Source organism: Pedobacter sp. Leaf216 (assembly GCF_001421515.1).
Taxonomy (GTDB): Bacteria; Bacteroidota; Bacteroidia; order Sphingobacteriales; family Sphingobacteriaceae; genus Pedobacter.
Window position 1 is genome coordinate 17,877 of sequence record NZ_LMKM01000012.1, and the last position, 22,799, is coordinate 40,675.

At 37.5% G+C, this 22,799-nt stretch carries 24 protein-coding genes; 7 read left to right on the plus strand and 17 right to left on the minus strand.

Annotated elements, in window-relative coordinates; all coding sequences use genetic code 11:
• Positions 1-59: 59 nt before the first annotated feature.
• The gene (locus tag ASE74_RS09815) at positions 60-590 is read right to left on the minus strand and encodes a hypothetical protein (RefSeq protein ID WP_055907905.1); all 531 of its coding nucleotides are present in this window, start codon (positions 588-590) and stop codon (positions 60-62) included.
• Between the two features lie 92 nt (positions 591-682).
• Here ASE74_RS09815 and ASE74_RS09820 point away from each other — a divergent pair, with 92 nt between their 5' ends.
• Positions 683-1,036, plus strand: a complete 354-nt coding sequence (locus ASE74_RS09820; RefSeq protein WP_055907908.1) for an iron-sulfur cluster assembly accessory protein — start codon at positions 683-685, stop codon at positions 1,034-1,036.
• Between the two features lie 101 nt (positions 1,037-1,137).
• On the plus strand, positions 1,138-2,367 hold the full coding sequence (locus ASE74_RS09825) for an ABC transporter permease (protein WP_055907911.1): 1,230 nt from the start codon (positions 1,138-1,140) through the stop codon (positions 2,365-2,367).
• Positions 2,368-2,543: 176 nt separating this feature from the next.
• Here ASE74_RS09825 and ASE74_RS09830 read toward each other — a convergent pair whose 3' ends face one another.
• The 5 genes from ASE74_RS09830 to ASE74_RS09850 are packed head-to-tail and all read right to left on the minus strand — an operon-like array spanning position 2,544 to position 7,182.
• Positions 2,544-3,281: a tyrosine-protein phosphatase gene (locus ASE74_RS09830; RefSeq protein WP_055907914.1), complete on the minus strand. Its 738-nt coding sequence runs from the start codon at positions 3,279-3,281 to the stop codon at positions 2,544-2,546.
• A gap of 17 nt (positions 3,282-3,298) precedes the next feature.
• The gene (locus ASE74_RS09835) at positions 3,299-3,856 is read right to left on the minus strand and encodes a hypothetical protein (RefSeq protein ID WP_055907917.1); all 558 of its coding nucleotides are present in this window, start codon (positions 3,854-3,856) and stop codon (positions 3,299-3,301) included.
• Positions 3,857-4,879, minus strand: a complete 1,023-nt coding sequence (gene galE, locus ASE74_RS09840) for a UDP-glucose 4-epimerase GalE (protein ID WP_055907920.1) — start codon at positions 4,877-4,879, stop codon at positions 3,857-3,859.
• A gap of 1 nt (position 4,880) precedes the next feature.
• Positions 4,881-5,870 carry a UDP-glucuronic acid decarboxylase family protein gene (locus tag ASE74_RS09845; protein ID WP_055907923.1) on the minus strand — a complete coding sequence of 330 codons (990 nt, stop codon included), beginning with the start codon at positions 5,868-5,870 and terminating at the stop codon, positions 4,881-4,883.
• Position 5,871: 1 nt separating this feature from the next.
• A complete protein-coding gene (locus tag ASE74_RS09850; protein WP_055907926.1) occupies positions 5,872-7,182 on the minus strand; it encodes a UDP-glucose/GDP-mannose dehydrogenase family protein in 1,311 nt (436 codons plus the stop codon).
• A gap of 149 nt (positions 7,183-7,331) precedes the next feature.
• Between ASE74_RS09850 and ASE74_RS09855 the strand changes: the two genes are divergently transcribed.
• Positions 7,332-8,564 carry a 3-deoxy-D-manno-octulosonic acid transferase gene (locus ASE74_RS09855; RefSeq protein ID WP_055907929.1) on the plus strand — a complete coding sequence of 411 codons (1,233 nt, stop codon included), beginning with the start codon at positions 7,332-7,334 and terminating at the stop codon, positions 8,562-8,564.
• Here ASE74_RS09855 and ASE74_RS09860 read toward each other — a convergent pair.
• The 8 genes from ASE74_RS09860 to ASE74_RS09900 all read right to left on the minus strand — a co-directional run bounded on the left by ASE74_RS09860 (position 8,542) and on the right by ASE74_RS09900 (position 15,636).
• Entirely contained in the window at positions 8,542-9,048 is a 507-nt protein-coding gene (locus ASE74_RS09860; RefSeq protein ID WP_055907934.1) for a gluconokinase, read from the minus strand. The genes ASE74_RS09855 and ASE74_RS09860 overlap by 23 nt on opposite strands.
• Positions 9,049-9,062: 14 nt before the next feature.
• Positions 9,063-10,073, minus strand: a complete 1,011-nt coding sequence (gene hemH / locus ASE74_RS09865; RefSeq protein ID WP_055907940.1) for a ferrochelatase — start codon at positions 10,071-10,073, stop codon at positions 9,063-9,065.
• 386 nt (positions 10,074-10,459) lie between these two features.
• The gene (locus tag ASE74_RS09875; RefSeq protein ID WP_055907946.1) at positions 10,460-11,134 is read right to left on the minus strand and encodes a fatty acid desaturase; all 675 of its coding nucleotides are present in this window, start codon (positions 11,132-11,134) and stop codon (positions 10,460-10,462) included.
• A 155-nt stretch (positions 11,135-11,289) separates the two neighbouring features.
• Positions 11,290-12,141 carry a 4-hydroxy-3-methylbut-2-enyl diphosphate reductase gene (locus ASE74_RS09880; RefSeq protein ID WP_055907949.1) on the minus strand — a complete coding sequence of 284 codons (852 nt, stop codon included), beginning with the start codon at positions 12,139-12,141 and terminating at the stop codon, positions 11,290-11,292.
• Between the two features lie 390 nt (positions 12,142-12,531).
• Positions 12,532-13,206 carry a carotenoid biosynthesis protein gene (locus tag ASE74_RS09885; protein WP_055907952.1) on the minus strand — a complete coding sequence of 225 codons (675 nt, stop codon included), beginning with the start codon at positions 13,204-13,206 and terminating at the stop codon, positions 12,532-12,534.
• Complete coding sequence (locus tag ASE74_RS09890) at positions 13,176-14,273, minus strand: glycosyltransferase family 2 protein (RefSeq protein ID WP_055907954.1); 1,098 nt, start codon at positions 14,271-14,273, stop codon at positions 13,176-13,178. The genes ASE74_RS09885 and ASE74_RS09890 overlap by 31 nt, the downstream gene beginning before the upstream one ends.
• Positions 14,270-14,893, minus strand: coding sequence for a 1-acyl-sn-glycerol-3-phosphate acyltransferase (locus ASE74_RS09895; protein ID WP_055907957.1), 624 nt, complete (start codon positions 14,891-14,893; stop codon positions 14,270-14,272). Before ASE74_RS09895 ends, ASE74_RS09890 begins: the two co-directional genes overlap by 4 nt.
• A gap of 236 nt (positions 14,894-15,129) precedes the next feature.
• Positions 15,130-15,636, minus strand: coding sequence for a phosphoribosyltransferase family protein (locus ASE74_RS09900; protein WP_055907961.1), 507 nt, complete (start codon positions 15,634-15,636; stop codon positions 15,130-15,132).
• Between the two features lie 192 nt (positions 15,637-15,828).
• Here ASE74_RS09900 and ASE74_RS09905 point away from each other — a divergent pair, with 192 nt between their 5' ends.
• Complete coding sequence (locus tag ASE74_RS09905; RefSeq protein WP_055907964.1) at positions 15,829-16,533, plus strand: head GIN domain-containing protein; 705 nt, start codon at positions 15,829-15,831, stop codon at positions 16,531-16,533.
• A 124-nt stretch (positions 16,534-16,657) separates the two neighbouring features.
• On the opposite strand, the gene ASE74_RS09910 is transcribed toward ASE74_RS09905, so the two are convergent.
• The 3 genes from ASE74_RS09910 to ASE74_RS09920 form a co-directional block, all read right to left on the minus strand.
• Positions 16,658-17,065, minus strand: coding sequence for a hypothetical protein (locus ASE74_RS09910; protein WP_055907966.1), 408 nt, complete (start codon positions 17,063-17,065; stop codon positions 16,658-16,660).
• 81 nt (positions 17,066-17,146) lie between these two features.
• Entirely contained in the window at positions 17,147-18,556 is a 1,410-nt protein-coding gene (gene rlmD, locus ASE74_RS09915) for a 23S rRNA (uracil(1939)-C(5))-methyltransferase RlmD (RefSeq protein WP_055907969.1), read from the minus strand.
• A gap of 201 nt (positions 18,557-18,757) precedes the next feature.
• Positions 18,758-18,868: a hypothetical protein gene (locus tag ASE74_RS09920; protein ID WP_025145553.1), complete on the minus strand. Its 111-nt coding sequence runs from the start codon at positions 18,866-18,868 to the stop codon at positions 18,758-18,760.
• A 213-nt stretch (positions 18,869-19,081) separates the two neighbouring features.
• On the opposite strand from ASE74_RS09920, the gene ASE74_RS09925 reads away from it, so the two are divergent.
• Genes ASE74_RS09925 through crtD form a run of 3 tightly spaced genes read left to right on the plus strand, consistent with a single transcriptional unit; the run spans position 19,082 to position 22,780 of the window.
• Complete coding sequence (locus tag ASE74_RS09925; protein WP_055907971.1) at positions 19,082-19,540, plus strand: DoxX family protein; 459 nt, start codon at positions 19,082-19,084, stop codon at positions 19,538-19,540.
• A gap of 44 nt (positions 19,541-19,584) precedes the next feature.
• On the plus strand, positions 19,585-21,288 hold the full coding sequence (locus ASE74_RS09930; RefSeq protein WP_055907974.1) for a M28 family peptidase: 1,704 nt from the start codon (positions 19,585-19,587) through the stop codon (positions 21,286-21,288).
• 4 nt (positions 21,289-21,292) lie between these two features.
• A complete protein-coding gene (crtD, locus tag ASE74_RS09935; RefSeq protein ID WP_055907977.1) occupies positions 21,293-22,780 on the plus strand; it encodes a 1-hydroxycarotenoid 3,4-desaturase CrtD in 1,488 nt (495 codons plus the stop codon).
• Positions 22,781-22,799: the final 19 nt, after the last annotated feature.

Consider the following 22,799-nt stretch of genomic DNA (forward strand, 5'->3'; position numbering starts at 1 on the left):
AATTGTTGAAACTACTCAAGTGGTTAACTGCATATGTTCAATTAACCCGTTAACCCAACTTAAAACAAACTATGGATATCCTTTTTAATCAGTTCAATGGTTAAATCGTATGGATTTTCATCAATACTGGCCATGTGCTGTAAAATTGCCTTGCTTAATTCAATTCCATTTGCATCAGCCGGCAAACCTTGCACTGCGTTGTTTACCATGGCTATGGTATCGTCTTTTAATTTACGCACCACAGTCCAGGTTACACTATCCACATATAATTGCTGGGTAATGTTATGCTGATATTCTGAACGCACTTCATTTAATATGCCTGCCTGCAACGTTGCAATGGCAATTCCTTGTTGATGAAGGCGTACAAGTAAGTTAGCAGGATTAATCCGATCGATAAAGATGATCAAACGTTCGTGTGCCTGTAAACGTAAGGGTAAAATATGGGCTTTACTCTCTTTATTCAATTCAATGGTTTTTAGGTTAAAGAAACGTTGGATATCGCTCTTTAAAATATAATAAACGGCCATTAATGCGGCGAAAATGCCTGCAAATAAGATCACTACATCAATTAAAATCTGTTGGGTATTCATAAGTATTGTTTATATACGGTAATATTAACGAACCGTTAAAAGCAAAAATGTGCATTATTATTTATATTTGTAACAGATAAAATTTAAATAACATGAGCACAACAGTTGATACAGCATTTGCACCAGTTACTTTTTCAGAAGGAGCAGCTAAAGAGTTATATAAATTAAAAGATCAGCAGGAGATCGGTGAAGATTACGGATTACGCGTTGGCGTAGAAGGCGGAGGTTGTGCCGGCATGAATTACATCTTAGGTTTCGATCAGAAAAAAGAAGGTGACCAGGAATATTTCATCGAAGGCATTAAAGTTTTTATGAACAAAGCACACCAAATGTATTTGATGGGCATGATGATCGATTGGCAGGATGGTTTAAATTCTCGTGGTTTTACCTTTGTTAACCCTAACGCAACCAGCACCTGTGGCTGTGGTACGAGTTTCTCGGCATAAATAAAATATTATTGTAACATATAGTGCAGTCCCCTTGTCTAAACATCGGGACTTTTTTTATTTTTACAAGCTTTGCCCGCAAACGCTTATCGCAATACTAAATGAATTACAGAGAAAACATCAGACTGGCACTAGAATCCATTAAGGGTAACCGCTTGCGTACCATGCTTACTGCCTTAATTATTGCCATTGGTTTAATGGCCTTGGTTGGGATTTTAACCACACTTGATGCTGTAAAGAAAAGTATGACTGATGCTTTTAGTAGCATGGGGGCCAACTCATTTACCATTAGAAACCGTGGTACGGGTATTAGGATTGGGAATGGCAAAAGGCCCAAACCGTTTAAAGCTATCCGTTATGAAGATGCTGTTAAATTTAAAGATAGTTTAAATACACCGGCAACTGTGGCTGTAAGTGTTTTCGCCAGCGGTGGTTCTACCATTAAATATGGAAGTTTAAAAACCAACCCCAATATAAATGTTCAGGGAATTGATGAAAACGGTTTGGCCTCACAAGGCTTAAATTTATCACAAGGTAGAAATTTCAGTGTTTCTGAAATACAGTTAGGAAGCAATGTTTGTATTGTTGGTGGTGAAGTGGTTGAAAAATTATTTAAAGATGCCGATCCACTGGATAAACTGATCAATGTTGGTAACAACCGTTTTAAAATTGTTGGTGTACTTGAGAAAAAAGGATCGAGTATGGGCTTTAGTGGCGATAGGGCAGTTTATGTTCCTTTGTTGAAAGCGAAACAGATAAATGCCAATGCAAATCCATCTTATACCATTACGGTTATGGTTCCAAGCAATGAAATGCAGGAAAACATTATTGGCGAATCTACCGCCTTATTCAGAAATATCCGTAAAGTTAAAATAAACGAAACCAATAATTTTGAGATCACAAAGAGTGATGCCATTGCGCAAACATTATTCGAAAACCTGGCTTTCGTAGCAATTGGTGGGGTGGCAATTGGTATCATTACCTTAATTGGCGCATCTATCGGACTAATGAATATTATGCTTGTTTCGGTTACAGAGCGCACACGTGAAATCGGAATCCGTAAGGCAATCGGCGCAAATCCTAAAGTAATCCGCCGTCAGTTTTTGATTGAAGCGGTAGTAATCTGCTTAATGGGCGGTGTGTTCGGGATCTTTTTAGGCATTGTGCTTGGCAATTTGATTTCGCTCGCTATGGGCGGCTCTTTCTTAATTCCATGGCTTTTTATTATTGGTGGCTTTATACTGTGCGTTTTGGTTGGGATTTTATCGGGATACTATCCTGCTAAAAAAGCATCAAAGTTAGATCCTGTAGAGGCGTTGAGGTACGAATAACCCCCAGCCCCTAAAGGGGAGTTAATTGCAGGGAGTATATAGCAACGGTAAATCTATATTTTACCCTTCGTTTAGTTCTATCCAAAGTTATTTAACTAACAAAATTAAAAACTGTTTTTTTAAAGATTTGCTATTACCGTCAGTGAAGCAAAGTCCCATTTAGGGGATTTAGGGGTCTAAAGAAACACGTTATTAAGTTGATGTTGTGTAAGCAGTTGTTGCATTAAAGGAGTACTGAGACTATCTTCAAGAGCAGCGGCATGTTTTAAATGGTGCATATCGCTACCCAAAAAATCAACCATATGGTTTTCAGCCATTTCTTCTGCTACTTTTTTCGCTCCCGAACCATAATATCCTAGTAAGGCGATGCTATTCATCTGCAACAAACAGCCGGTTTCTCTGATCTGGTGGTAACTTTCGAAAGAATGATAATAATAAGGATACCTTTCGGGATGGGCCAATACAGGTTTATATCCGGCATCCTGCATCATTTTAATAAAATCAATCAGGCTTTGCGGGGCATTGATGTAAGAAAGTTCGAACAACAGATAGTTATTGCCAAAAGTGAGCACCTCTTTTTGCCTGATTTTTTTTTCTAATGTTTCGTCAAGGTAATATTCGGCAGCAGCATCAACTTCTAAATCAATTTCTGCATCCAACAGGCCTTTTCTAAGCGTATCCAGGCCTCGGTTTATGGTATCGGGTGTATTGCGGAAATAATCGGCCATAATGTGTGGCGTAGCAATCAGCTTTTTAAACCCTAAAGTTTTAAATTTTCTGGCCAGCATTAAGGCATCTTTAACATTTTGGGCACCATCATCAATGCCTGGAATAATATGTGAGTGCATATCTGTTCCGATACCGGAAAAATTAAATTCGGGTGCTATTTTTTTCTTTTTAAATAATCCGAACATTATGGTAGGTTATAGCTTTAACTGATCTCTTTTGGCAAATTACTTGCCTCTGCTGCACTGGCTAATTTAGAGGAATAGATTTTATCGAGCAAATTATTTAAGTCTTCACTTAAATCGAACTGCAGATCTTCATGCAGTTTCTTAAATTTATTGATGGTTACCGCAACTGTTTTTAGGTAAAAAATGCTAAACAGCATCATAAAATCGCGGTAACCAAAAATTGATTTTTTATAATCGAAAGGAATGGCATTGAGGATATACAATTTAAGTTCTACCTCACCAACCGGATCTTTGGTAACTTTATAAAAGTGGTTAACCGATGTAATCATCTTCCTTACTTTTACCAATGCTTCTTTGGCATTCAGTTTTTTCAGTTCCGGAATCTGTTCTTCTACATCGGCTTTTATCCGTTCTTTCCGATCATCTAAATCGGTTTCATTTTCTAATAATTTATAATGAAGATGTTCTGTAAGCACTTTGTCTTTCGCCACCAAACGCAACAACAGCTTGTCTTTCTCTTTAAGAGGTAGTTCGGTTATGGCGGCTTTTAAATCTTTGTGCTCAGATAACTTCATTTAGAAAGGGTTAGCCTTAATGTATTTTTCCCACTCCCATGCCGAGCGCATCATTTCATTGATATCAAGATTGGCTTTCCAACCGAGTTCTTTGTTTGATTTTTCCACATCACCATATACCTTTACAACATCTCCAGCTCTTCTTGGTCCGATTTTATACTCAAGTTTTTCTCCGTTTACCCTTTCAAAAGCCGAAATAATTTCCAGTACAGAAGAACCTTTTCCGGTACCAATGTTGAAAACATCGTAATTAGCTGCTGCGTTGCCTTTTTCTAACTTTTTAATGGCAGCCACGTGTGCTTTTGCCAAATCAACCACATGAATATAATCGCGGATGGCAGAACCGTCTGGCGTATCGTAATCATTGCCATATACTGTAATCGGGCCACGTTTACCAATGGCTGATTGTGTGATAAAAGGAACAAGATTTGCAGGAACACCGTTTGGTAATTCACCGATCAAAGCGGTTTCATGTGCGCCAACCGGATTAAAATAACGCAATGCGATCACATTAAGATCAGGAGTTACGGCAGCAGTTTCTGCTAAAATTTCTTCAGCAATCTGCTTGGTGTTTCCATAAGGAGACTCTGCTTTTTGTACTGGGGCAGCTTCTGTTACGGGTAAAGTTTCTGGCTGACCGTAAACTGTACAAGATGATGAAAATACGAAATCTATTTTTCTGTTGAATGAGGTTAAAAGATTAATCAGACTGTAAAAATTGTTTCTGTAATATTTTAACGGTTGCTCTACTGATTCGCCAACAGCCTTATAAGCTGCAAAGTGGATAATTCCATCAATGTCAGTATTGTTTTCTGCAAATTCCTGAACAGCTTTGGCATCCTGAAGATCGATTTCATGAAAATCGAACCATTTGCCGGTGATGGCATGAAGCTGGGTTAAAATTTTAATATTCGAGTTGGAAAGGTTATCGATAATTACAACTTCGTATCCTGCGTTGTGTAATTCTACTGCTGTGTGCGAACCTATATATCCTGTTCCACCAGTAACTAATATTTTTGCCATTTTAACGGTTAAATGTGGTAAAATCTTTATGCTCTATTTTCTCCAAAGCTTCTGGAGGCAATGATTTAAAATATTCGTATGTAATTTTTAATCCTTCTGCACGGCCTATTTTTGGCTCCCATCCCAGTATCTCTCTAGCCTTGGTAATATCGGGCCTGCGCTGCTTAGGGTCATCTTGCGGAAGTTCTTTATAAACAATTTTTTGGGTGGTACCCGTAAGTTTAATAATTTCTTCGCAGAATTGTTTGATGGTAATTTCATCAGGATTACCAATGTTTACCGGTTGTGCATAATCACTCATCAGTAAGCGGTAAATTCCTTCTATAAGGTCATCAACGTAGCAGAAAGAGCGTGTTTGACTTCCATCACCAAAGATGGTTAAATCTTCGCCCCTTAAAGCCTGACCAATAAAAGCGGGTAAAACACGGCCATCGTTAAGGCGCATTCTTGGTCCGTAAGTATTGAAAATTCTAATGATTCTTGTTTCTACCCCATGAAAAGTATGGTAGGCCATGGTAATGGCTTCCTGAAAACGCTTGGCTTCATCGTAAACGCCACGCGGGCCAACCGGATTTACATTGCCCCAATATTCTTCGGGCTGAGGGTTTACGTTAGGATCGCCATAAACTTCGGAAGTTGAAGCGATTAACATCCTTGCATTTTTATTCCGCGCTAAGCCTAAAAGGTTGTGTGTACCAAGCGAGCCTACTTTTAAGGTTTGAATTGGAATTTTAAGATAATCGATCGGGCTTGCCGGCGAAGCAAAGTGAAGGATATAATTAAGCTTACCGGGAATGTGTACAAACTTGGAAACATCGTGATTGTAAAATTCGAAATTTTCCAGCTTGAACAGGTGTTCGATATTTGCCATATCGCCTGTTATCAGGTTATCCATTCCTATAACATGATAACCTTCTTTCACAAAACGATCACATAGGTGCGAACCTAAAAATCCCGCCGCACCGGTAATCAATATTCTTTTTTGACCCATTTTAATCTATTAGTTTTCTACCTATGCTATTATAATAATAGCCAAGATCGATCATTTTTTGCAAATCATACAAATTTCGACCGTCGAAAACCACTTTATTTTTTAAAATGCCGTCTATCTTGTCAAAATCAGGGTTTCTAAACACCGACCATTCTGTTGCAATCAACAGTGCATCAGCATTTTCGAGTGCCTCATATTGGTTTTTAGCATAATGTACCTGATCGCCAATTATATTTTTAACATTTGCCATTGCTTCCGGATCAAATACGGTAGCAGTAGCTCCGTTTTTAACCAGGGCATCAATAATGTATAAGGCAGGTGCCTCACGGATATCATCAGTTTCGGGTTTAAATGCCAATCCCCATAGGGCGAAATGTTTACCCTCTATATTTCCTTTATAGTATTTCAGTACCTTATCAACAAGGATGGTTTTTTGGCGCTCATTTACTTCCATAACCGATTTTAGTATCTGAAAATCGTAAGCATAATCATCTGATGATTTTACCAGTGCCTGAACATCTTTCGGAAAGCATGAACCTCCGTAACCCACCCCCGGAAAGAGGAAACGTTTACCAATACGGTCATCAGAACCAATACCTCTTCTTACGGCATCAACATCTGCACCTACCAGCTCGCAAAGATTTGCAACTTCGTTCATGAAAGTAATTTTAGTGGCAAGGAAAGAGTTTGCAGCATATTTGGTCAGCTCAGAAGAACGCTCATCCATAAAAAGAATCGGGTTACCCTGACGAACGTATGGGCCATACAATTCTGTCATCAGTTTTTTTGCTCTTTCGCTTCTTGTTCCTAAAACCACACGATCGGGTTTCATAAAGTCATCAACTGCTACTCCTTCCCTTAAAAACTCAGGGTTAGAAACCACATCAACTTCAACTGAGGTATTTGCTGCAAAAACTGCTTTAACTTTATCTGCTGTTCCAACCGGAACGGTTGATTTATTTACAATTACCTTGTATTCGGTAATCAGTTTGGATATATCTTTTGCGGCACCTAAAATATAAGAAAGATCGGCTGCACCATCTCCACCCGGAGGCGTTGGTAAAGCCATAAAAATAATCTGAGCATCTTTTACGGCATCGGCAAGGTTAGTGGTAAAGGTTAATCTTTCCTGCTCAATATTTCTGTGGAACAAAAGATCCAAACCAGGCTCATAAATCGGCACTTCTCCTGCCTGCATCTGTTTTACTTTTGCTTCATTAATGTCAACACATATTACATCATTTCCTGTTTCTGCTAAACAGGTTCCGGTAACTAAACCTACGTATCCGGTACCAATAACGGCTATCTTCATCTGTTAAAGTTATTTTGGCTGTATAAAAGCAATCATGATCTGTCTATTTATTGCGTTGAATGCTAGGCTAAATCGCGAGGGCTCCATATATTTTTAAGCTTTTTAAATATATTCGTTTTATCTTGGCACGAAGATATGAAATTACACTAATGCTTTTGCTTTACATAATCGGAATTCGGGTTTACACTTTGCTTATCAGGATATTTTCTTTATTTAATCCTAAGGCAAAACTGTTTATAAACGGACGTAAAAATGTTTATACACAAATTGTTCAAAAAATTAACCCTGCCGAAAAACATGTATGGTTTCATTTCGCTTCTTTGGGTGAATTTGAGCAGGGCCGGCCAGTTTTAGAGAAATTAAAAACCCTTTATCCCAACAAAAAAATAGTGGTTACGTTTTTCTCTCCTTCAGGTTACGAAATCAGGAAAAATTATGCCCTCGCGGATGTGTTTTATCTCCCGATTGATACTGCTGCCAATGCCAAACGTTTTATCACAAGCATTAATCCAGAAATGGCCATCTTTACCAAATATGAGTTTTGGCATTACTACTTTAAGGAACTGAAACAGCGGGATATTCCCTTGTATGTAATATCGGGTATATTTAGAGAGAGTCAGGCTTTTTTTAAATGGTACGGAGGTTTTTACCGCAATATTTTAAAATCGGTTACCTATTTCTTTGTACAGAACGATGAGAGCAAAACCCTGTTAAAATCAATCGGTTTAAATCATGTTACCATAAATGGTGATACACGTTTCGATCGCGTTTACGAAAATGCACAATCGCCGAAACAGCTTAGCATTATTGAAAGTTTTATCGGCAACTCTCCTACTCTTGTTTGTGGAAGTACCTGGCCGGAAGATGAAAAAATATTATCGGTTTTACCAGGTAAATATCCCGACTGGAAATTTATCATCGCTCCGCATGAGGTACATGAAAGCCACATTGAAAGCATTGAGAAACAGTTTCCGGTTAATAGTGTGCGGTATTCAATTTTTAGTTTGTCTGATCAAACGTTAAATGCCGAACACCAAACGCTAATCGTAAACAATATTGGCATGCTTTCTTCGCTCTATCAGTACGGAAAGGTAGCTTATATAGGTGGTGGTTTTGGAACAGGAATACACAATACGCTTGAAGCCGCCGCATTTGGTTTACCGGTAATTTTTGGCCCCAAATACGATAAATTTCAGGAAGCAAAAGATTTAATTGCGCTGGGTGCGGCTAAAAGCATCTCAACAGCTGATGCATTAATAAACGCTTTTGATAATTTAGCAGCAAATGGTAATGCAGCAAATGAAGCCAGAAAATATGTGGCAGATCAAAAAGGTGCTACAGATGAAATTATTTTGATGATTACGAAATCAGATCGGCCTTAGCAATTTCCTCCACAATTTCGGGGATACGCTGATCGATGGAAACCGTTACCACATCCTGTTCATCAGTTTGCGGCTCTTCCAATGTATCAAACTGGCTTTTCAACAAACTCGAAGGCATATATTGGTGAGATCGGTTGGTTATCCGATTGTGGATTAAATCAAAACTTCCTTTTAAATAAACAAAACGGATGGATACATTATCGGTTCTTAACAAATCGCGGTAAGCCTTTTTAAGTGCAGAGCAGGCAATGATGCAGGTTGTACCATGGGCAGCATGCTCGCGGCCAACTTTGGCAATCAGCTGTAACCAATCCAACCGGTCGGCATCTGTTAATGGAATACCGGATGCCATTTTATCTACATTGCGTTGCGAGTGCAGGTTATCGCCATCTATAAACTCGGCATTTAGCCTTGGTGCCAAAGCTTTTCCAATAACGGTTTTACCACTTCCAGAAACGCCCATCAAAATGATAAAATTTGCCATAATTAAAGCTATAATTATTTAACCATTCCGGCAAGTGCCTCAATAAACACCGGACTATCGTTTAAACTTTCTACCAGCTGAACATGTTCGCCACCTAAGGTTTTAAACTCTTCGTGGTATTCTACCGTAATTTCGTAAAGTGTTTCTAAGCAATCGGCCACAAAAGCGGGACTAAAAACCAACAGGCGTTTTTTGCCTTCAGCGGCTAATTTTTTCAGCACATCAGTAGTATAAGGCTGCACCCAGGGCTCCTTACCCAATCGCGATTGAAAACAAACGGTATATTGATCTCTTGTGAGGTTTAATTCTTTAGCAATTAACCTGGCCGTATCATGCCCTTGTGCAGAATAGCAGAATTTATTGGTATCGTTTAAGGTTTGACAGCAATCGGCAGTTTTTAAGCAGTAACTGCCGGTATGATCGCACTTTAACAACTGGCGCTCTGGCAAACCATGGAAACTGAACAATACATGGTCATAACTTTCTACATTATGCTTTTTCGCATTTTCTGCAAATACTTTAATCATCAATTCGTTATCGTGAAAAGAATTTACAAAAGATATTGGCGGAACTGTTGGCCACTTGCTTACCAGCTCCATAACCAGCTGCATTACCGACCCGGTGCTGGCCGAAGCATATTGCGGAAACATCGGAATTACCTGTATGCTTTCTACCAAACCTGCCTTTAAGTTGGCCAAGGCTGATGCTATGGATGGGCTTTGGTAACGCATGGCCAGTTCTACATGGTAATCGCTCCCTAATCTTTCTTGCAGCATTTTGGCTTGCAGCCTGCTATAATACAATAGTGGCGAGCCACTTTCATTCCAGATTTCTTTGTATAATTTTGCTGTTTTAGGACTGCGGAAGGGAACAATAATTCCTTTAACCAATAATGTTCTGTTTAATTTAGGGATATCAATTACCCTTTCGTCCATTAAAAATTGATCCAAGTATTTTCTAACGTCAGCCGTTGCCGGACTATCAGGTGTTCCTAAATTTACCAGTAAAATTCCCTTTTTGCTCATCTATACAAGAAATATGTTTTGTGCCGCTAATATCGGCTTTTTATTGCTTTTTACCTACGTTTATCATATGATTGCCGACATTTTTAGTCAGATAAATGTTATATAATATTGATTGATGCTATTGGTATCAATTGGAAATTCTCATGAAAGTTTCGCGCTATGCGCAGCGGCCAATCATGAGTATCATGAAACCTTCCTGCCGTGCGCAGCGGCAAATCATGAGTATCATGAAACCTTCCTGCCATGCGCAGCGGCAAATTATGAGTATCATGAAACCTTCCTGCCGTGGGCAGCGGCAAATCATGAGTTTTAGCTTAATTTTTGGTGTAAGTGTTTGATATTTTAAATTTGATGTAGGATGTTACCATCAGATTCCACAACCAAAATTATCCTTTTGTTTTATAAAGCTGCCACCAGGGCATGGCGGGTTTTTGATGGTGTTCTAAGTGATAACCGAAAAAGTAACAGGTTATGAAGGCGATAAAATGATTTTTTTGTAACGTGGCTGCATGGTATTCATTATCATGTTCGCCTTTGTGAGGTAGGTAGGTTCCGAAATAAAACAGCTGAAAAGTGCTTATCAGCGATGGAAGTACCCAAAACAACAGCAGGTTCTTTTGATCAATCCAAATTTTTAATACATTAAATGCAACCGCCATTATAACCAATTGAATTACCGTAACATAATTTAGCATAAAGCGGAAATACCATTTCCAAAAACCATGAGGGGCAAAATCAGGATCATCTTCGGTATGTACACGCCTGTGGTGCTGGTGGTGTTTGGCATATAAGCGGTTGTAAAAAAATCCTGCGTAAAGAAAAACAGCAAGGTAACCGATGAAATTATTTGCAGTTTTGTTAGCAGAAATTGTTCCGTGCATAGCATCGTGGGCTGTAATAAACAAACCGGTATATAAATGCATCTGAACAAAAACCATCAGGTAAACTAATGGATTGCTCCAAACAAAATCCCAGCTAAGCAAAAAATAAAGCGAAATAAACCAACAGGCAATTACGGTTAACGCAACCAGTATTCCGATATGTGGGTTTATAGTTTTCAAATTTCTATTATTTTAATAATGTGGTAGTCATCCGGAGCGAAGTGCAACGAATTCGAGAATCTATCAAAACAAATCTCTCCATTCACTGAGAGCCAGTCGGGATGAAAATACTACTATATAAACTATTATTAATTCTTTTGAGATCTTCTTACAATTTAATACTGCTCCAGCGAAGCTTTAACTTTCTCCATCAACCACATTGGCGTAGAGGTGGCACCACAGATACCCACTTTATCATTCTCATTAAACCAGGTTTGATTTAACTCTTCTACATTGGAAATGAAATATGAATTATCGTTATGCTTTTTACAAACATCATAAAGCACTTTCCCATTAGATGATTTTTTTCCGGAAACGAAAATAATTCTGTCGTAATGGCTTACAAATTCTTCGAGTTCTTCGTAACGGTTAGATACTTGTCTGCAAATGGTATCGTTGGCTTTAACTTCATAACCACGACTTAATAATTCATCTTTAATGTGGTAAAATTTATCGGTGCTTTTAGTGGTTTGACTATATAAGGTAAATTTAGCTGGAAGATCTACATTGTCTAGTTCGGCCAGATCTTGAAAAACAATCGCCTTACCATCTGTTTGCCCTTGCAACCCGATTACTTCGGCATGGCCATGTTTACCAAAAATAAGTACCTGCTCATCATCATCGTGTGAGTTTTTAATCCTGTTTTGCAGTTTAAGCACAACCGGGCAAGAGGCATCTATCAGGGTAAGGTTGTTTTCTAAAGCAAGCTGATAGGTTGAAGGGGCTTCGCCATGTGCCCTGATCAGCACTTTTTCATCCCTCAAGTTTTTTAAAACCTCGTGATCAATAATTTTTAATCCACGTTTGGCTAAACGCTCAACTTCTTCATCGTTATGAACAATATCGCCAAGGCAGTATAAATAACCTTCATTATCTAAAATATCTTCGGCCATTTCGATAGCATATACTACCCCAAAGCAAAAGCCTGATGATTTATCGATGTTAACCTGTAAGTTTAAATTGCTCATTTTTTTCAGGATTACTTATTTATCGTTGTAATGTTCCTTTGCAGAAATTATAAAAATTGTAATAATCTCTTCATTGATCCTATAGACTAATCTATCTTTTTATTTATTTGTTTGACCAGTAGCCAAAAATCAGATTTTAACTGTTCTTGTTTACGTACGCCTGATAAAGGATGAATGCTTAATTTTACAAATATTTGCTGAAGCTTCTTAATTGAAGCCCTAGCGCCTGATTTAAGAATGATTGCCAGTTGTTTTTAGCCTTTTTCTTCCTTAAAAGTTATATTTAACACCTGTAACACAGCCTCGATTGGCAAAAGTTATTTGATATCTTTAGGCTGCACGATTAGTGTTTCCATAATTATTTATATTATCCGAAATCAGATAACAAAATTAAGCAAAAATATTTGTTCCGGTTGTCATGTATAAGACAACAAAAAAGATTAGCTGTGCCGCAAACATGGTTACGCCGATATATTTTTGTTGCTTTAAACCCAATGCATAGTAAAACTTCAATAAAATTAATGAAACTATAAACCAGGCAACATAATTTTGCACAGGAATTTCGTGCCAGTCCCATTGCCAGTAATTAAATTTCATGGCTACGGGCTCTAAAAAGAAATCGAAGCCAACCAATACAAAGGCACCGATAACGGAGGCTAAAATACTGTTCCTGATCTTCATGCTTTTCATCATCTGGCCGATACTAAAAATCAGGATCACCCAATTAACGCCCATAAGCAAAGGAACCGCAGCAATTTTATACCCTAATGTATCGCCATAATAATAGCTGCCGAATATTTTCCCTGTATGCACGCCCAAAACTTCAACCAAAAAACCGCAGAGAAAAACGCCCGAAACAAATAATAAAAGCCGTTTTACATCGGCATTGTATGCAAAAACAATTACTGCAAACATGAGCAATAAATGAAACGGAACAAGTTTAATGAAATAAGGCTGAGCGGCAGGAATTAAAAAACCGAACAAGCCAACCAAATGAAAAATGATAATTACCGCAACTGCAATCCTTTTAACCTTTAAATCACTTTGATCGTTCTGCCCTTCCATGTGCCTGTTTTAAAAATATGTTTTTTTATAGAGATGATTGAAATGATTAAGAAGAAAAACATCTGAAACGGATGCAAAATCATATTGATCAAAACATTTTGTCCGGATAAATAAGAGATCATCATTCTGCTTAATACTATTAAAGTTAATGGTAATACAAGTAAAGCAACATTAAAGTTTAGTATTAAAATTAAGGGCCCTACGATTACCAAAAGCTGGTAAAGTAATAATATTATGATGTTATTACCAAAACCCGCAAGTAAATTATTACTAAAACCGTTTACGCTTTCCCCCAGATTTTTGTACATCCTGCAATAAATCAGTCCGTTGGCAAGCAGTGCTTCCGCATTAAATTTTTCTTGCTTTACCAGTTTCATAATCTCCACATCTTCTACAACCTGGTGTTTAACACGTTCATGCCACTGGTTTTCTTTATAATTACCAGCATTAAAAAACATACATTGGCCGCTTGCTGCCGCAAAAGCAGGATTTTTCGACAATCTTACCAAACGTAAAGGCAATAAGTTTAAAAGTATAAAATGCATTAAGGGTACAGTTAAGCGCTCACCAATTGTTTGCATTACCTGGTTGGTAAAAACACTCAATAAAGCCAGGTTACCTATTTCCATACGCGCAATTAAACTGTTGATCAACCCTCTCTTAATCGTTTCATCTGCATCGATAAACAAAAGATATTTACCTGTGGCCAATTCGCTGAGCTGATGGCAGGCATAATTTTTACCGAGCCAGTTTGGAGTGAGAGTATTTCCTTTAACCACTTTAAATTGTGGATTGGTTGAGCAAAAATCAGCTACTAGCTTAAAAGTGTCATCACTGCTATTGTCGTCCAAAACAATAACTTCATAGTTGGAATAATCCTGATTTTTTATCGAATTCAACAATTCCAATATATTACCCGCCTCATCCCTAGCTGGTATCAATATAGAAACTTTATCATGGTAATGCTTAACCACCCTGGGCAGTTTCGGGTTGGAAAGAAAATTAAAAACGGTGACAGAAAACCGGATAACCAGAAAAATTAAAACTGCGTAAATAAAAATTGTCATTCAATAATCTGAGTTTGTTTAACAAGCGATTGATCGTAATGTTTATTATAGGCACTTTTTAATAACTGTAAACTCACGTACTCTTCATCCTCCCATTGCTGCAGATAAGTATAGGCGGATGGTTTCCTATTGGCAAAATAATCTATAAAAGTAGCAGCAAAAATAATATTGATTTTCTTTTTACTGGCATTAATCATCTGCATAACACCTTTTTCAAAGCTAATACTTTTCACATGGTTCGAATACAATTTCCCCTGGGGAAACACAAGTACCATGTTATTTGGATCATTTAACAGTTCGCCAGCATAATTAAGCACTGTTAAAACATCTTTACCTTTATTTTCGGCAGCAAAAGCGCCGAGGTATTTCAGAAAACCGACTTTATTATAGTTTTCGGCATTTACCAGCACATGAAACTGCTTTTTGAATACAATTTTATTAATGTAAAAAATAAAAAAACCATCCCACCAGCTAAAATGATTGGCTAAAATCAAAATAGATGAATCTTGCTTAACCGGAAGCTTATCGAAATTAAATGCTGAAAAATCTTTCTTGATAATGAACTGAATGTACCAGGAAAAAAAGTTGAAGATTAAATTATTTTTTCTGGGTTGATACATTTGGGGAAATTGCAAAAAAATGAGGTTAATTGCAAATCTGAATAGTTATAGTCAGCCATAGTTATCGTTTATAACGAGAATTGGTGAGATCCAAATTTATAATGTGGTGGATAAATTAAGTACTAGCGATACAATCGCTGTTCTCATATATCTTCGCTACAAACGAGGACGATTTAACGAAATAAAGCAACTGAAACTATTCTATAAATCATCTTGCCTCTTCAACTCCCTAACAATTAGCTCAAATACACACGGTCTTCCTCACCTTCAACATCCATCACCACATCTACATGCTCTTTTAATATAGTGGCGAGCTCCAACCCTACAAAATCAGTTGCGATTGGAAAAATTTTATGACTTCTATCTACAAGAACTACTGTACGAATTTTTTTATGAGGGGTATTTAAGAAAACACCCAAACCATAAGCCAAGGTTTTACCACTGTTCAATACATCATCTACAATAATAATCACTTTATTTTTCCAATGGCTTTCGTCTAGATCCGTTGAAGCGACCAATTTGCTGCTTTCTTTTTGAAGATCGATGCGCAAAAGGGTTAATTTAAAACCTGAAATCTTTTTAAGTACTTTTTCCAATCTAACGGCAAGTTTATAGCCTCGGTCCCAAATGCCGGCAAGTACAATTTCTTTTTCATTCAGGTTATCTTCCAAAATCTGATATGCTATGCGGTCTATTTTCTGCTGAATCTGTTTCTTGTTAAGAATAAGTAATTGCGATGCCATTGTATAAAAAGGATTGAATACAAAAAGAACGATTTTAAGCCTGAAATTCAAACTATTTAAAAAATAATTTCGATTACTTGCAACGTTTCGTTTAGAGATGCGTCTAATCAATAACCAAAACACAAAATCATGAAATATCGGCCTGCAAACACAGCGAATCGATAGTTCAGCATTATTTAACAAAATACAATTATGAAAACCCTTATCAAATCATCCGCAATCTTATTTATGATCGTAACCAGCTATATCGCTAGAGCACAGGAATCGAAAAATTTCCCTGTGAAAAATTTTAGCGGGATAAGCGTAAGTAGCGGAATAGATTTATACCTCACACAAGGAAACAGCGAAAGCATAAGCATTAAATCTGATTCAGAAACCCTTAACGATATCGTTGTTGAACAAAACGGCGATAATGTGAACATAAAATTTAGAGATGGCATTAAATGGAGCGGCATGTTTAAAAACCGCGTAATTAAGGCTTATGTAAGTTTTAAAACATTAAATGCACTTGCAGCGTCGGGAGGATCGGATGTTTTTACGCAAAACCAGATTAAAACAGATAAACTGGCTATCCGCTCTTCGGGTGGATCAGACTTAAAACTGACTATATCATGTAACGACCTTTCCGTTCAATCCAGTGGTGGCAGCGATATTGATTTGAAAGGCAAAGCGTCAAATATGACCATACAATCAAGCGGCGGCAGTGATGTTAATGCTTATGAACTGGTTACAGATTATGCAAAAGTGCAGGCCTCAGGTGGTTCTGACGTTAGTTTAAATGTAAATAAAGGCTTGGAAGCAAGCGCAAGTGGTGGTGGAGATGTAAGTTATAAAGGAAATGCTTCACTTAAGAAAACATCAAGTTCGAAAAGCGGAGAAGTACACCACGTAAATTAAGAGTTTAGTTTAGTTAATGATAATACGCTGCTTTGTGGATGCAAAGCAGCGTTTTTTTTATAATGAGTATACAGATTAATGATTATTGAGTTTTACGTTTTCATTAATAGACTCAAATTACGCACTATTTTTTCTTATACGGGTAATAAATAAAATTGGCGCCTTCGGGAACAATTACGAATACACACATATAATCTTCCGGTTTTTTATAAACCTTTAAAAACGGATCTTTTTTCTCTTTACTGATAATTCCTTTTTCTACAAATTCTTCCAACGTAGAAGCTTGTATGGTCCAATCGGTATTGAGTTCTTCTTTATTTAAAATAAGTTCGCCGATATTTACTTCGTGTTGATGTGCAATAAAAATCGGGTAGGCAGAAATGCCCTCAACCATAATTTCTATAGCCACCTCTTTAATGGCATCAGCATAAAATTCCAGGTCTTTCTCTAAACTTACCAGCGGACTTTCCTGTTTCTTTTGCGGGTCTCCGCTATCTTCTGGCGTTGCGCTTAATAATTCTTCTCTATTCATACCTAACTAATTATTGAATGTTGAATGATTTAATCTTTAGGCAATTGACACATTCAATTCTCTCATTCAATCAATTATACCTTATTTTAATTTCAACAATACCACGTTTTCTACATGTTGCGTGTGCGGAAACATATCTACCGGTTTAATGCGCACCACATCATACTTCTCTTTCAGCAACTCCAAATCACGCGCCTGGGTAGCGGCATTACAACTTACATAAACAATTTTTTCTGATTCCATTTCCAATAAACGCTGCACCACATCTGCGTGCATACCAGCACGGGGTGGATCGGTGATTACTACATCAGGTTTACCGTGCGCAAGGATAAATTCAGATGTAAGAATATCTTTCATATCCCCAGCATAAAAAATCGTATTGTCGATCCCGTTTAATTCTGAGTTAAACTTTGCATCTTCAATTGCGGTGGGTACATACTCTACCCCTACAACCTGTTTAACATTTTTGGCTATAAAATTAGCAATGGTTCCTGCACCGGTGTATAAATCGTAAACCAGTTCATCACCCTTAAATCCGGCAAAATCGCGGGTTATTTTATATAGTTCAAAAGCCTGTTCAGAATTGGTTTGATAAAAAGATTTTACGCCAATTTTAAACCTTATTCCGTCCATTTCTTCGAAAATGTGATCGCGGCCAGAAAATACCATCACCTCCTGATCGAAAATGGTATCGTTTTTCTTTTGATTAACAATATAAAGTAATGAGGTTACCTGAGGGAACTCAGCTTTAAGGAAATTCATCAATCCATCAATCTGCTCCTGTTCCGGATACGCAAAAACAACCGCTACCATTACTTCACCTGTGCTGGAAGTACGGATAATCAGGTTACGCAAAACACCTTCATGGTTACGTAGGTCGTAAAACGACAAGCTGTTTGCTAATGCATATTTACGTACGGCATTTCTGATCGAATTTGAGGGCTCATCCTGTAAATAACAATGGTCGATATCTAAAATTTTATCAAAACGCAATGGTACGTGAAAACCCAATGCGTTCATATCAAAATCCTCTTCGCGCTCGATATCGGTTTTTTCCAACCAACGTTTGTTCGAAAAAGTAAATTCGAGCTTATTGCGATAATACCTGTTTTTTGCAGAACCTAAAATGGGTTCAGTACCGGAAGTATCTATTTTACCAAGACGCTGCAACGCGGCTTCAACATTTTTCTGTTTAAACTTTAATTGAGCATCGTAGCCCATGTGCTGCCATTTGCAACCGCCACAGGTTCCGAAATGAGGACAGAAAGGATCGGTACGCAAGGCTGATTTTTCGTGTAACTGTTCGATGATGGCTTCGGCAAAATTTTTTTTCTTTTTGGTTAACCTAACATCTACCACATCACCGGGAACGGCTTTATCAACAAAAATGACCAATTCGTCGGCTTTGCCTACACCTTTTCCTTCTTCAGCAATATCGATTATTTGTACGTTTGGAACAATAGTTACCGTACCTGGTTTTCTTCTACTCATTATTTTGCAAAGATAAGGCTAAAAGCTGAAAGAGGAAAGACCAAAGGGCAAAGACTAAAACTGAATGCTAAAGTTGGAATGAATATAAATAATTGAAAAGATAATGCTCAAAAGCGCAAGAAAATAAGTGCGTGTAAAAGATTAGGCAATATTTTTCCACTCAGTTTAAAATACCTGATAAAATATTGTTGATGTTAGAAATTATTTTCCAAAAAATTTAAACGCTGCTCCCCAAAAACCATCCAGCCAATTAAATTTCAAGTCAAATTTTTCATCTACCTGTACAGAAAACTCTAATATTTCTTTGCTCATGATAAAAAACCTATCTATTTAAGCAATACTACTAATTTTATACCAAAAACCAAAACGGTATAAATTAATTTTATGTTAATTTTACATCAATAGGTAAAAGCATTACTAAATCCTAAAATTATAGTGTGAAGTATTGATTTTCAACACATTATTTGTTAAATCAATTAAAATCCGTAACTTAATATATCATTCACATAAAAATGGAGTTTCATTATGAACGTTATCCGTAAAATTGAACATTGGGGAGATGTTCATCACTCAAAATGGCTGGATTATCTTAGGATTGTACTCGGCCTGATCATTTTTGGAAAAGGTGTTTCTTTTATTAGCGATACTTCAGTACTTCAGAACATGATTACACAAAATAACGTTTTTGGTTTTTCGGGCATGTTAATCAGCGTCGCCATTCATGTTGTTGCATTTGCACATTTGGTTGGCGGTGTTTTGATTACTTTGGGATTAGTTACCCGATTTGCCGTTGTAATTCAAATCCCGATCTTATTGTTTGCCGTATTTTTTGTTAACCTTACGCCTGGCTTTTCTGGTCCGAATTCAGAATTATGGTTTTCAGTATTGGTTTTATTCCTGCTGATCATGTTCTGGGTGGTGGGCTCCGGACCATTATCAGTTGATGAAGGCTTGAAGCGTAAAACCGGCAAACGGTACGCATAAGTAACATTAAATATTCTTAGTATCTTTCGCTTTTATAAATAATTATGAAAACGAAGATACTTTTTGCACTGCTTTTAACGGGATTGGCCAGTTATGCCCAAAACCCTACAGAAGGATATTTTAAACTGACAAGAGCTGGCTTTCAAGAAAATAACGCCTTCGAAACCACTGCTTTTGTACAGAAATATTTTCGTGTACCTGGCAACACAGGCTTTAATGCAAGTATCCATTATGTAGAAAATATCCTAAAAAAAGCTGGTTTTGTAGAGCAGAAACAAAATGAATCAGAAGCTCCTTTAACGTATCGCATCGAAAAACGAGCAATGAAAAATAACACCTGGGAGCCTGTTGATGCCAATATTGATATTATAGGAGAATCCCAGCCGCTTATTTCTTACAAAACCAACCGCAATATGATCCCGATTAATTGCGTATCTACCACTGAGGGAGGTGTTACGGCAGATGTGGTTTACATCGCTAACACAACACCTGCTGAAATAGAAAAATTGGACTTAAAAGGTAAAATTTTATTTGCTGAGGCAAATCCATCACGCTTACTTCAAATTGCCACCAAAGCAGGAGCAATCGGTGTATTGGGTTATTCGATGCCTAAATACACCCAACCAGAACTTCATCAAACCTCTATTCAGTTCGGAAGCATGAAAGCCAATAGTGAGGTATGGACCTTGCTTTTATCTTATGCGGCTAAAGAAAAATTAAAAACAGCCTGTTTAAAAGGCAATACCAAATTAAAAGTTAACATTCAGACTAAAATTTATCCTTCGGAGGAATTAACAATTGTTGCAAACGTTAAAGGCAGCATTAACCCTAACGAACGTTTTGTTTTCAGTGCCCACGTTCAAGAGCCTGGCGCAAATGATAATGCCAGCGGTGTTGGCACATTGGCCGAAATGGCAAGGCTAACTGCAGAATTGTATCAGGCTAAAAAGATAAACCCCAAACGTACCTTAACTTTTTTGTGGGGCGATGAAATTGTATCTACCCGAAGGTACATAACTGAAGATACTACACGCGCAAAAGGCATTATGTGGGGAATGAGTTTGGATATGGTTGGCGAGGATACTAAAAAAACAGGGGGCTCTTTTCTGATTGAGAAAATGCCAGATCCATCGGCCATCTGGACAAGGGGCACGGATAAACATACCGAATGGGGAGCAGGAGATGTTAGCGAAAAAGACCTTTTTCCGCACTACTTTAACGATTTTATTTTCGACATCTGCAAAGCGCAGGGAAAATTTGCCAACTGGACGGTAAATTATAATCCGTTTGAAGGTGGCAGCGACCATACCCCATTTTTGCAGAACAAAATTCCGGGTTTACTAATGTGGCACTTCACAGATGTATATTACCACACAGATAACGACCGCATCGATAAAGTTTCATCAACAGAGATGAAAAATGTTGGGATAAGTGGTTTAACTGCTGCTTACACTTTAATTTCTGCAGATGAAAATACAGCAATTGCTACTGTTGCTCAGGTTAAAACTGATGCATTAATTCGTTTAAAAACTGAGTTTGAATTGAGCAAGAAAGCAATTATCGGGGGTAAACTGCCAAAGGATGAAAAACACATTATCGAAGTTTGGGCCAAATGGTATATAGATGCCCTGGCAACGGTGAATAAAATGCCTGTAAAACCACAAACTACAAGAGTTGGCTCGGCCATTAAATTTGCCAGCAGCGAGATTGAAAAACAAACGAATGTGTATTTAAAGGAGTTGAATTAGTTTGATGCCTAAACCAAAAGCAATAGTTATCGGTGCCGGAATTGCAGGAATTGCCTCTGCCATACGCTTTGCCGTAAAGGGTTACACAGTTGACGTTTTTGAAGCCAATGCTAAACCCGGGGGTAAACTAACTGAAATAAGTATGAACGGATTTAGGTTTGATGCCGGTCCGAGTCTTTTTACCATGCCGCAGTATGTTGATGAACTTTTTAAACTGGCAGGTAAAAAGCCTGAAGATTATTTCGAATACATTAAACTAAAAGAGATTTGCCGTTATTTTTATGAAGATGGTTTAAGGTTAAATGCAAGTACTGATCTTAATAAATTTGCACAACAAATTGAAGAAAAAACTGACTCTACCACAACAGAAATTGAGCGCTTCTTAAATAAAAGCAAAACCATTTACGAGGTTACCCACCGTGTATTTCTGGAAAGAAGTTTGCATAAGCTGAAAAGTTACCTCCATTGGGATACCTTAAAATCTATTTTCCGGTTCGGGCAGATCGATGCATTTAGAACTCAGGCAAAAGCAAACCAATCATTTTTTAAAGATGATAGAATAGCACAGCTTTTTAACCGTTATGCCACTTACAATGGTTCAAATCCTTATCAGGCACCAGCTACATTAAATGTAATTCCGCATTTCGAATACCATTTTGGTGCTTTTCTCCCTAAAAATGGCATGTATGGCATAGTTACGGCCTTAGTAAAGTTAGCGGAAGAATTGGGCGTGAAATTTCACTACAACCAAAAAGTTGAAGAAATCATACATACGAACGGGAATAAACCAAAAATAAGCGGCATTAAAGTTAATGATAAAACCCATTTTGCAGATGCCGTTATCTCTAACCTCGACATTTGGTTTACTTATAAAAATTTACTTAAACAGATACCGCAACCTCAAAAACTTCTCAATCAGGAGCGTAGCAGTTCTGCATTGATTTTTTATTGGGGAATGGATGGAAATTACAGTGATTTAGGCTTGCACAATATCTTTTTTACAGCAGATTATCACAAAGAGTTCAATTCCATCTGGAAAGACAAAACCATTGCTAACGATCCTACGGTTTACATTAACATCACTGCTAAACACATCAGGGGTGATGCACCTTTAGATAGTGAAAATTGGTTTGTAATGATTAATGTTCCTGCAAATAACAACCAAAACTGGGATTTGTTAATTAAAGAAGCTCGTGTAAATATTATAAAAAAAATTAGCCGGATATTGAACCGGAATATTGAAAAGGACATTATCTCTGAGCAAATCCTCGATCCCAGAAGCATAGAAAGCAAAACCGGTTCCTATCAAGGCGCACTATATGGAAACAGCTCCAACAATCAGTTTTCTGCCTTTTTAAGGCATTCTAATTTTAGTTCGAAAGTTAAAAACTTATATTTTTGTGGTGGTAGCGTACATCCGGGTGGTGGAATTCCGCTTGCTTTGCTATCTGCTAAGATAATTGATGATGAAATTGATGCAGTAGTGCATTAGTTATTGATCATTAAAAGAA

Bases quoted from the DNA above. Each gene is read 5' to 3' on its own strand.
- ASE74_RS09900 (WP_055907961.1), bottom strand. From the start codon at position 15,636: ATGGCATCGCAATTACTTATTCTTAACAAGAAACAGATTCAGCAGAAA.
- ASE74_RS09910 (WP_055907966.1), bottom strand. From the start codon at position 17,065: ATGAATAGAGAAGAATTATTAAGCGCAACGCCAGAAGATAGCGGAGAC.
- ASE74_RS09860 (WP_055907934.1), bottom strand. From the start codon at position 9,048: ATGGCAAATTTTATCATTTTGATGGGCGTTTCTGGAAGTGGTAAAACC.
- ASE74_RS09820 (WP_055907908.1), top strand. From the start codon at position 683: ATGAGCACAACAGTTGATACAGCATTTGCACCAGTTACTTTTTCAGAA.
- ASE74_RS09825 (WP_055907911.1), top strand. From the start codon at position 1,138: ATGAATTACAGAGAAAACATCAGACTGGCACTAGAATCCATTAAGGGT.
- ASE74_RS09845 (WP_055907923.1), bottom strand. From the start codon at position 5,870: ATGGGTCAAAAAAGAATATTGATTACCGGTGCGGCGGGATTTTTAGGT.
- ASE74_RS09905 (WP_055907964.1), top strand. From the start codon at position 15,829: ATGAAAACCCTTATCAAATCATCCGCAATCTTATTTATGATCGTAACC.
- ASE74_RS09885 (WP_055907952.1), bottom strand. From the start codon at position 13,206: ATGGAAGGGCAGAACGATCAAAGTGATTTAAAGGTTAAAAGGATTGCA.
- ASE74_RS09920 (WP_025145553.1), bottom strand. From the start codon at position 18,868: ATGAGCAAAGAAATATTAGAGTTTTCTGTACAGGTAGATGAAAAATTT.
- rlmD (WP_055907969.1), bottom strand. From the start codon at position 18,556: ATGAGTAGAAGAAAACCAGGTACGGTAACTATTGTTCCAAACGTACAA.
- ASE74_RS09895 (WP_055907957.1), bottom strand. From the start codon at position 14,893: ATGTATCAACCCAGAAAAAATAATTTAATCTTCAACTTTTTTTCCTGG.
- ASE74_RS09890 (WP_055907954.1), bottom strand. From the start codon at position 14,273: ATGACAATTTTTATTTACGCAGTTTTAATTTTTCTGGTTATCCGGTTT.
- hemH (WP_055907940.1), bottom strand. From the start codon at position 10,073: ATGAGCAAAAAGGGAATTTTACTGGTAAATTTAGGAACACCTGATAGT.
- ASE74_RS09855 (WP_055907929.1), top strand. From the start codon at position 7,332: ATGCTTTTGCTTTACATAATCGGAATTCGGGTTTACACTTTGCTTATC.
- ASE74_RS09925 (WP_055907971.1), top strand. From the start codon at position 19,082: ATGAACGTTATCCGTAAAATTGAACATTGGGGAGATGTTCATCACTCA.
- ASE74_RS09815 (WP_055907905.1), bottom strand. From the start codon at position 590: ATGAATACCCAACAGATTTTAATTGATGTAGTGATCTTATTTGCAGGC.
- ASE74_RS09850 (WP_055907926.1), bottom strand. From the start codon at position 7,182: ATGAAGATAGCCGTTATTGGTACCGGATACGTAGGTTTAGTTACCGGA.
- ASE74_RS09835 (WP_055907917.1), bottom strand. From the start codon at position 3,856: ATGAAGTTATCTGAGCACAAAGATTTAAAAGCCGCCATAACCGAACTA.
- crtD (WP_055907977.1), top strand. From the start codon at position 21,293: ATGCCTAAACCAAAAGCAATAGTTATCGGTGCCGGAATTGCAGGAATT.
- ASE74_RS09930 (WP_055907974.1), top strand. From the start codon at position 19,585: ATGAAAACGAAGATACTTTTTGCACTGCTTTTAACGGGATTGGCCAGT.
- galE (WP_055907920.1), bottom strand. From the start codon at position 4,879: ATGGCAAAAATATTAGTTACTGGTGGAACAGGATATATAGGTTCGCAC.
- ASE74_RS09880 (WP_055907949.1), bottom strand. From the start codon at position 12,141: ATGAGCAATTTAAACTTACAGGTTAACATCGATAAATCATCAGGCTTT.
- ASE74_RS09830 (WP_055907914.1), bottom strand. From the start codon at position 3,281: ATGTTCGGATTATTTAAAAAGAAAAAAATAGCACCCGAATTTAATTTT.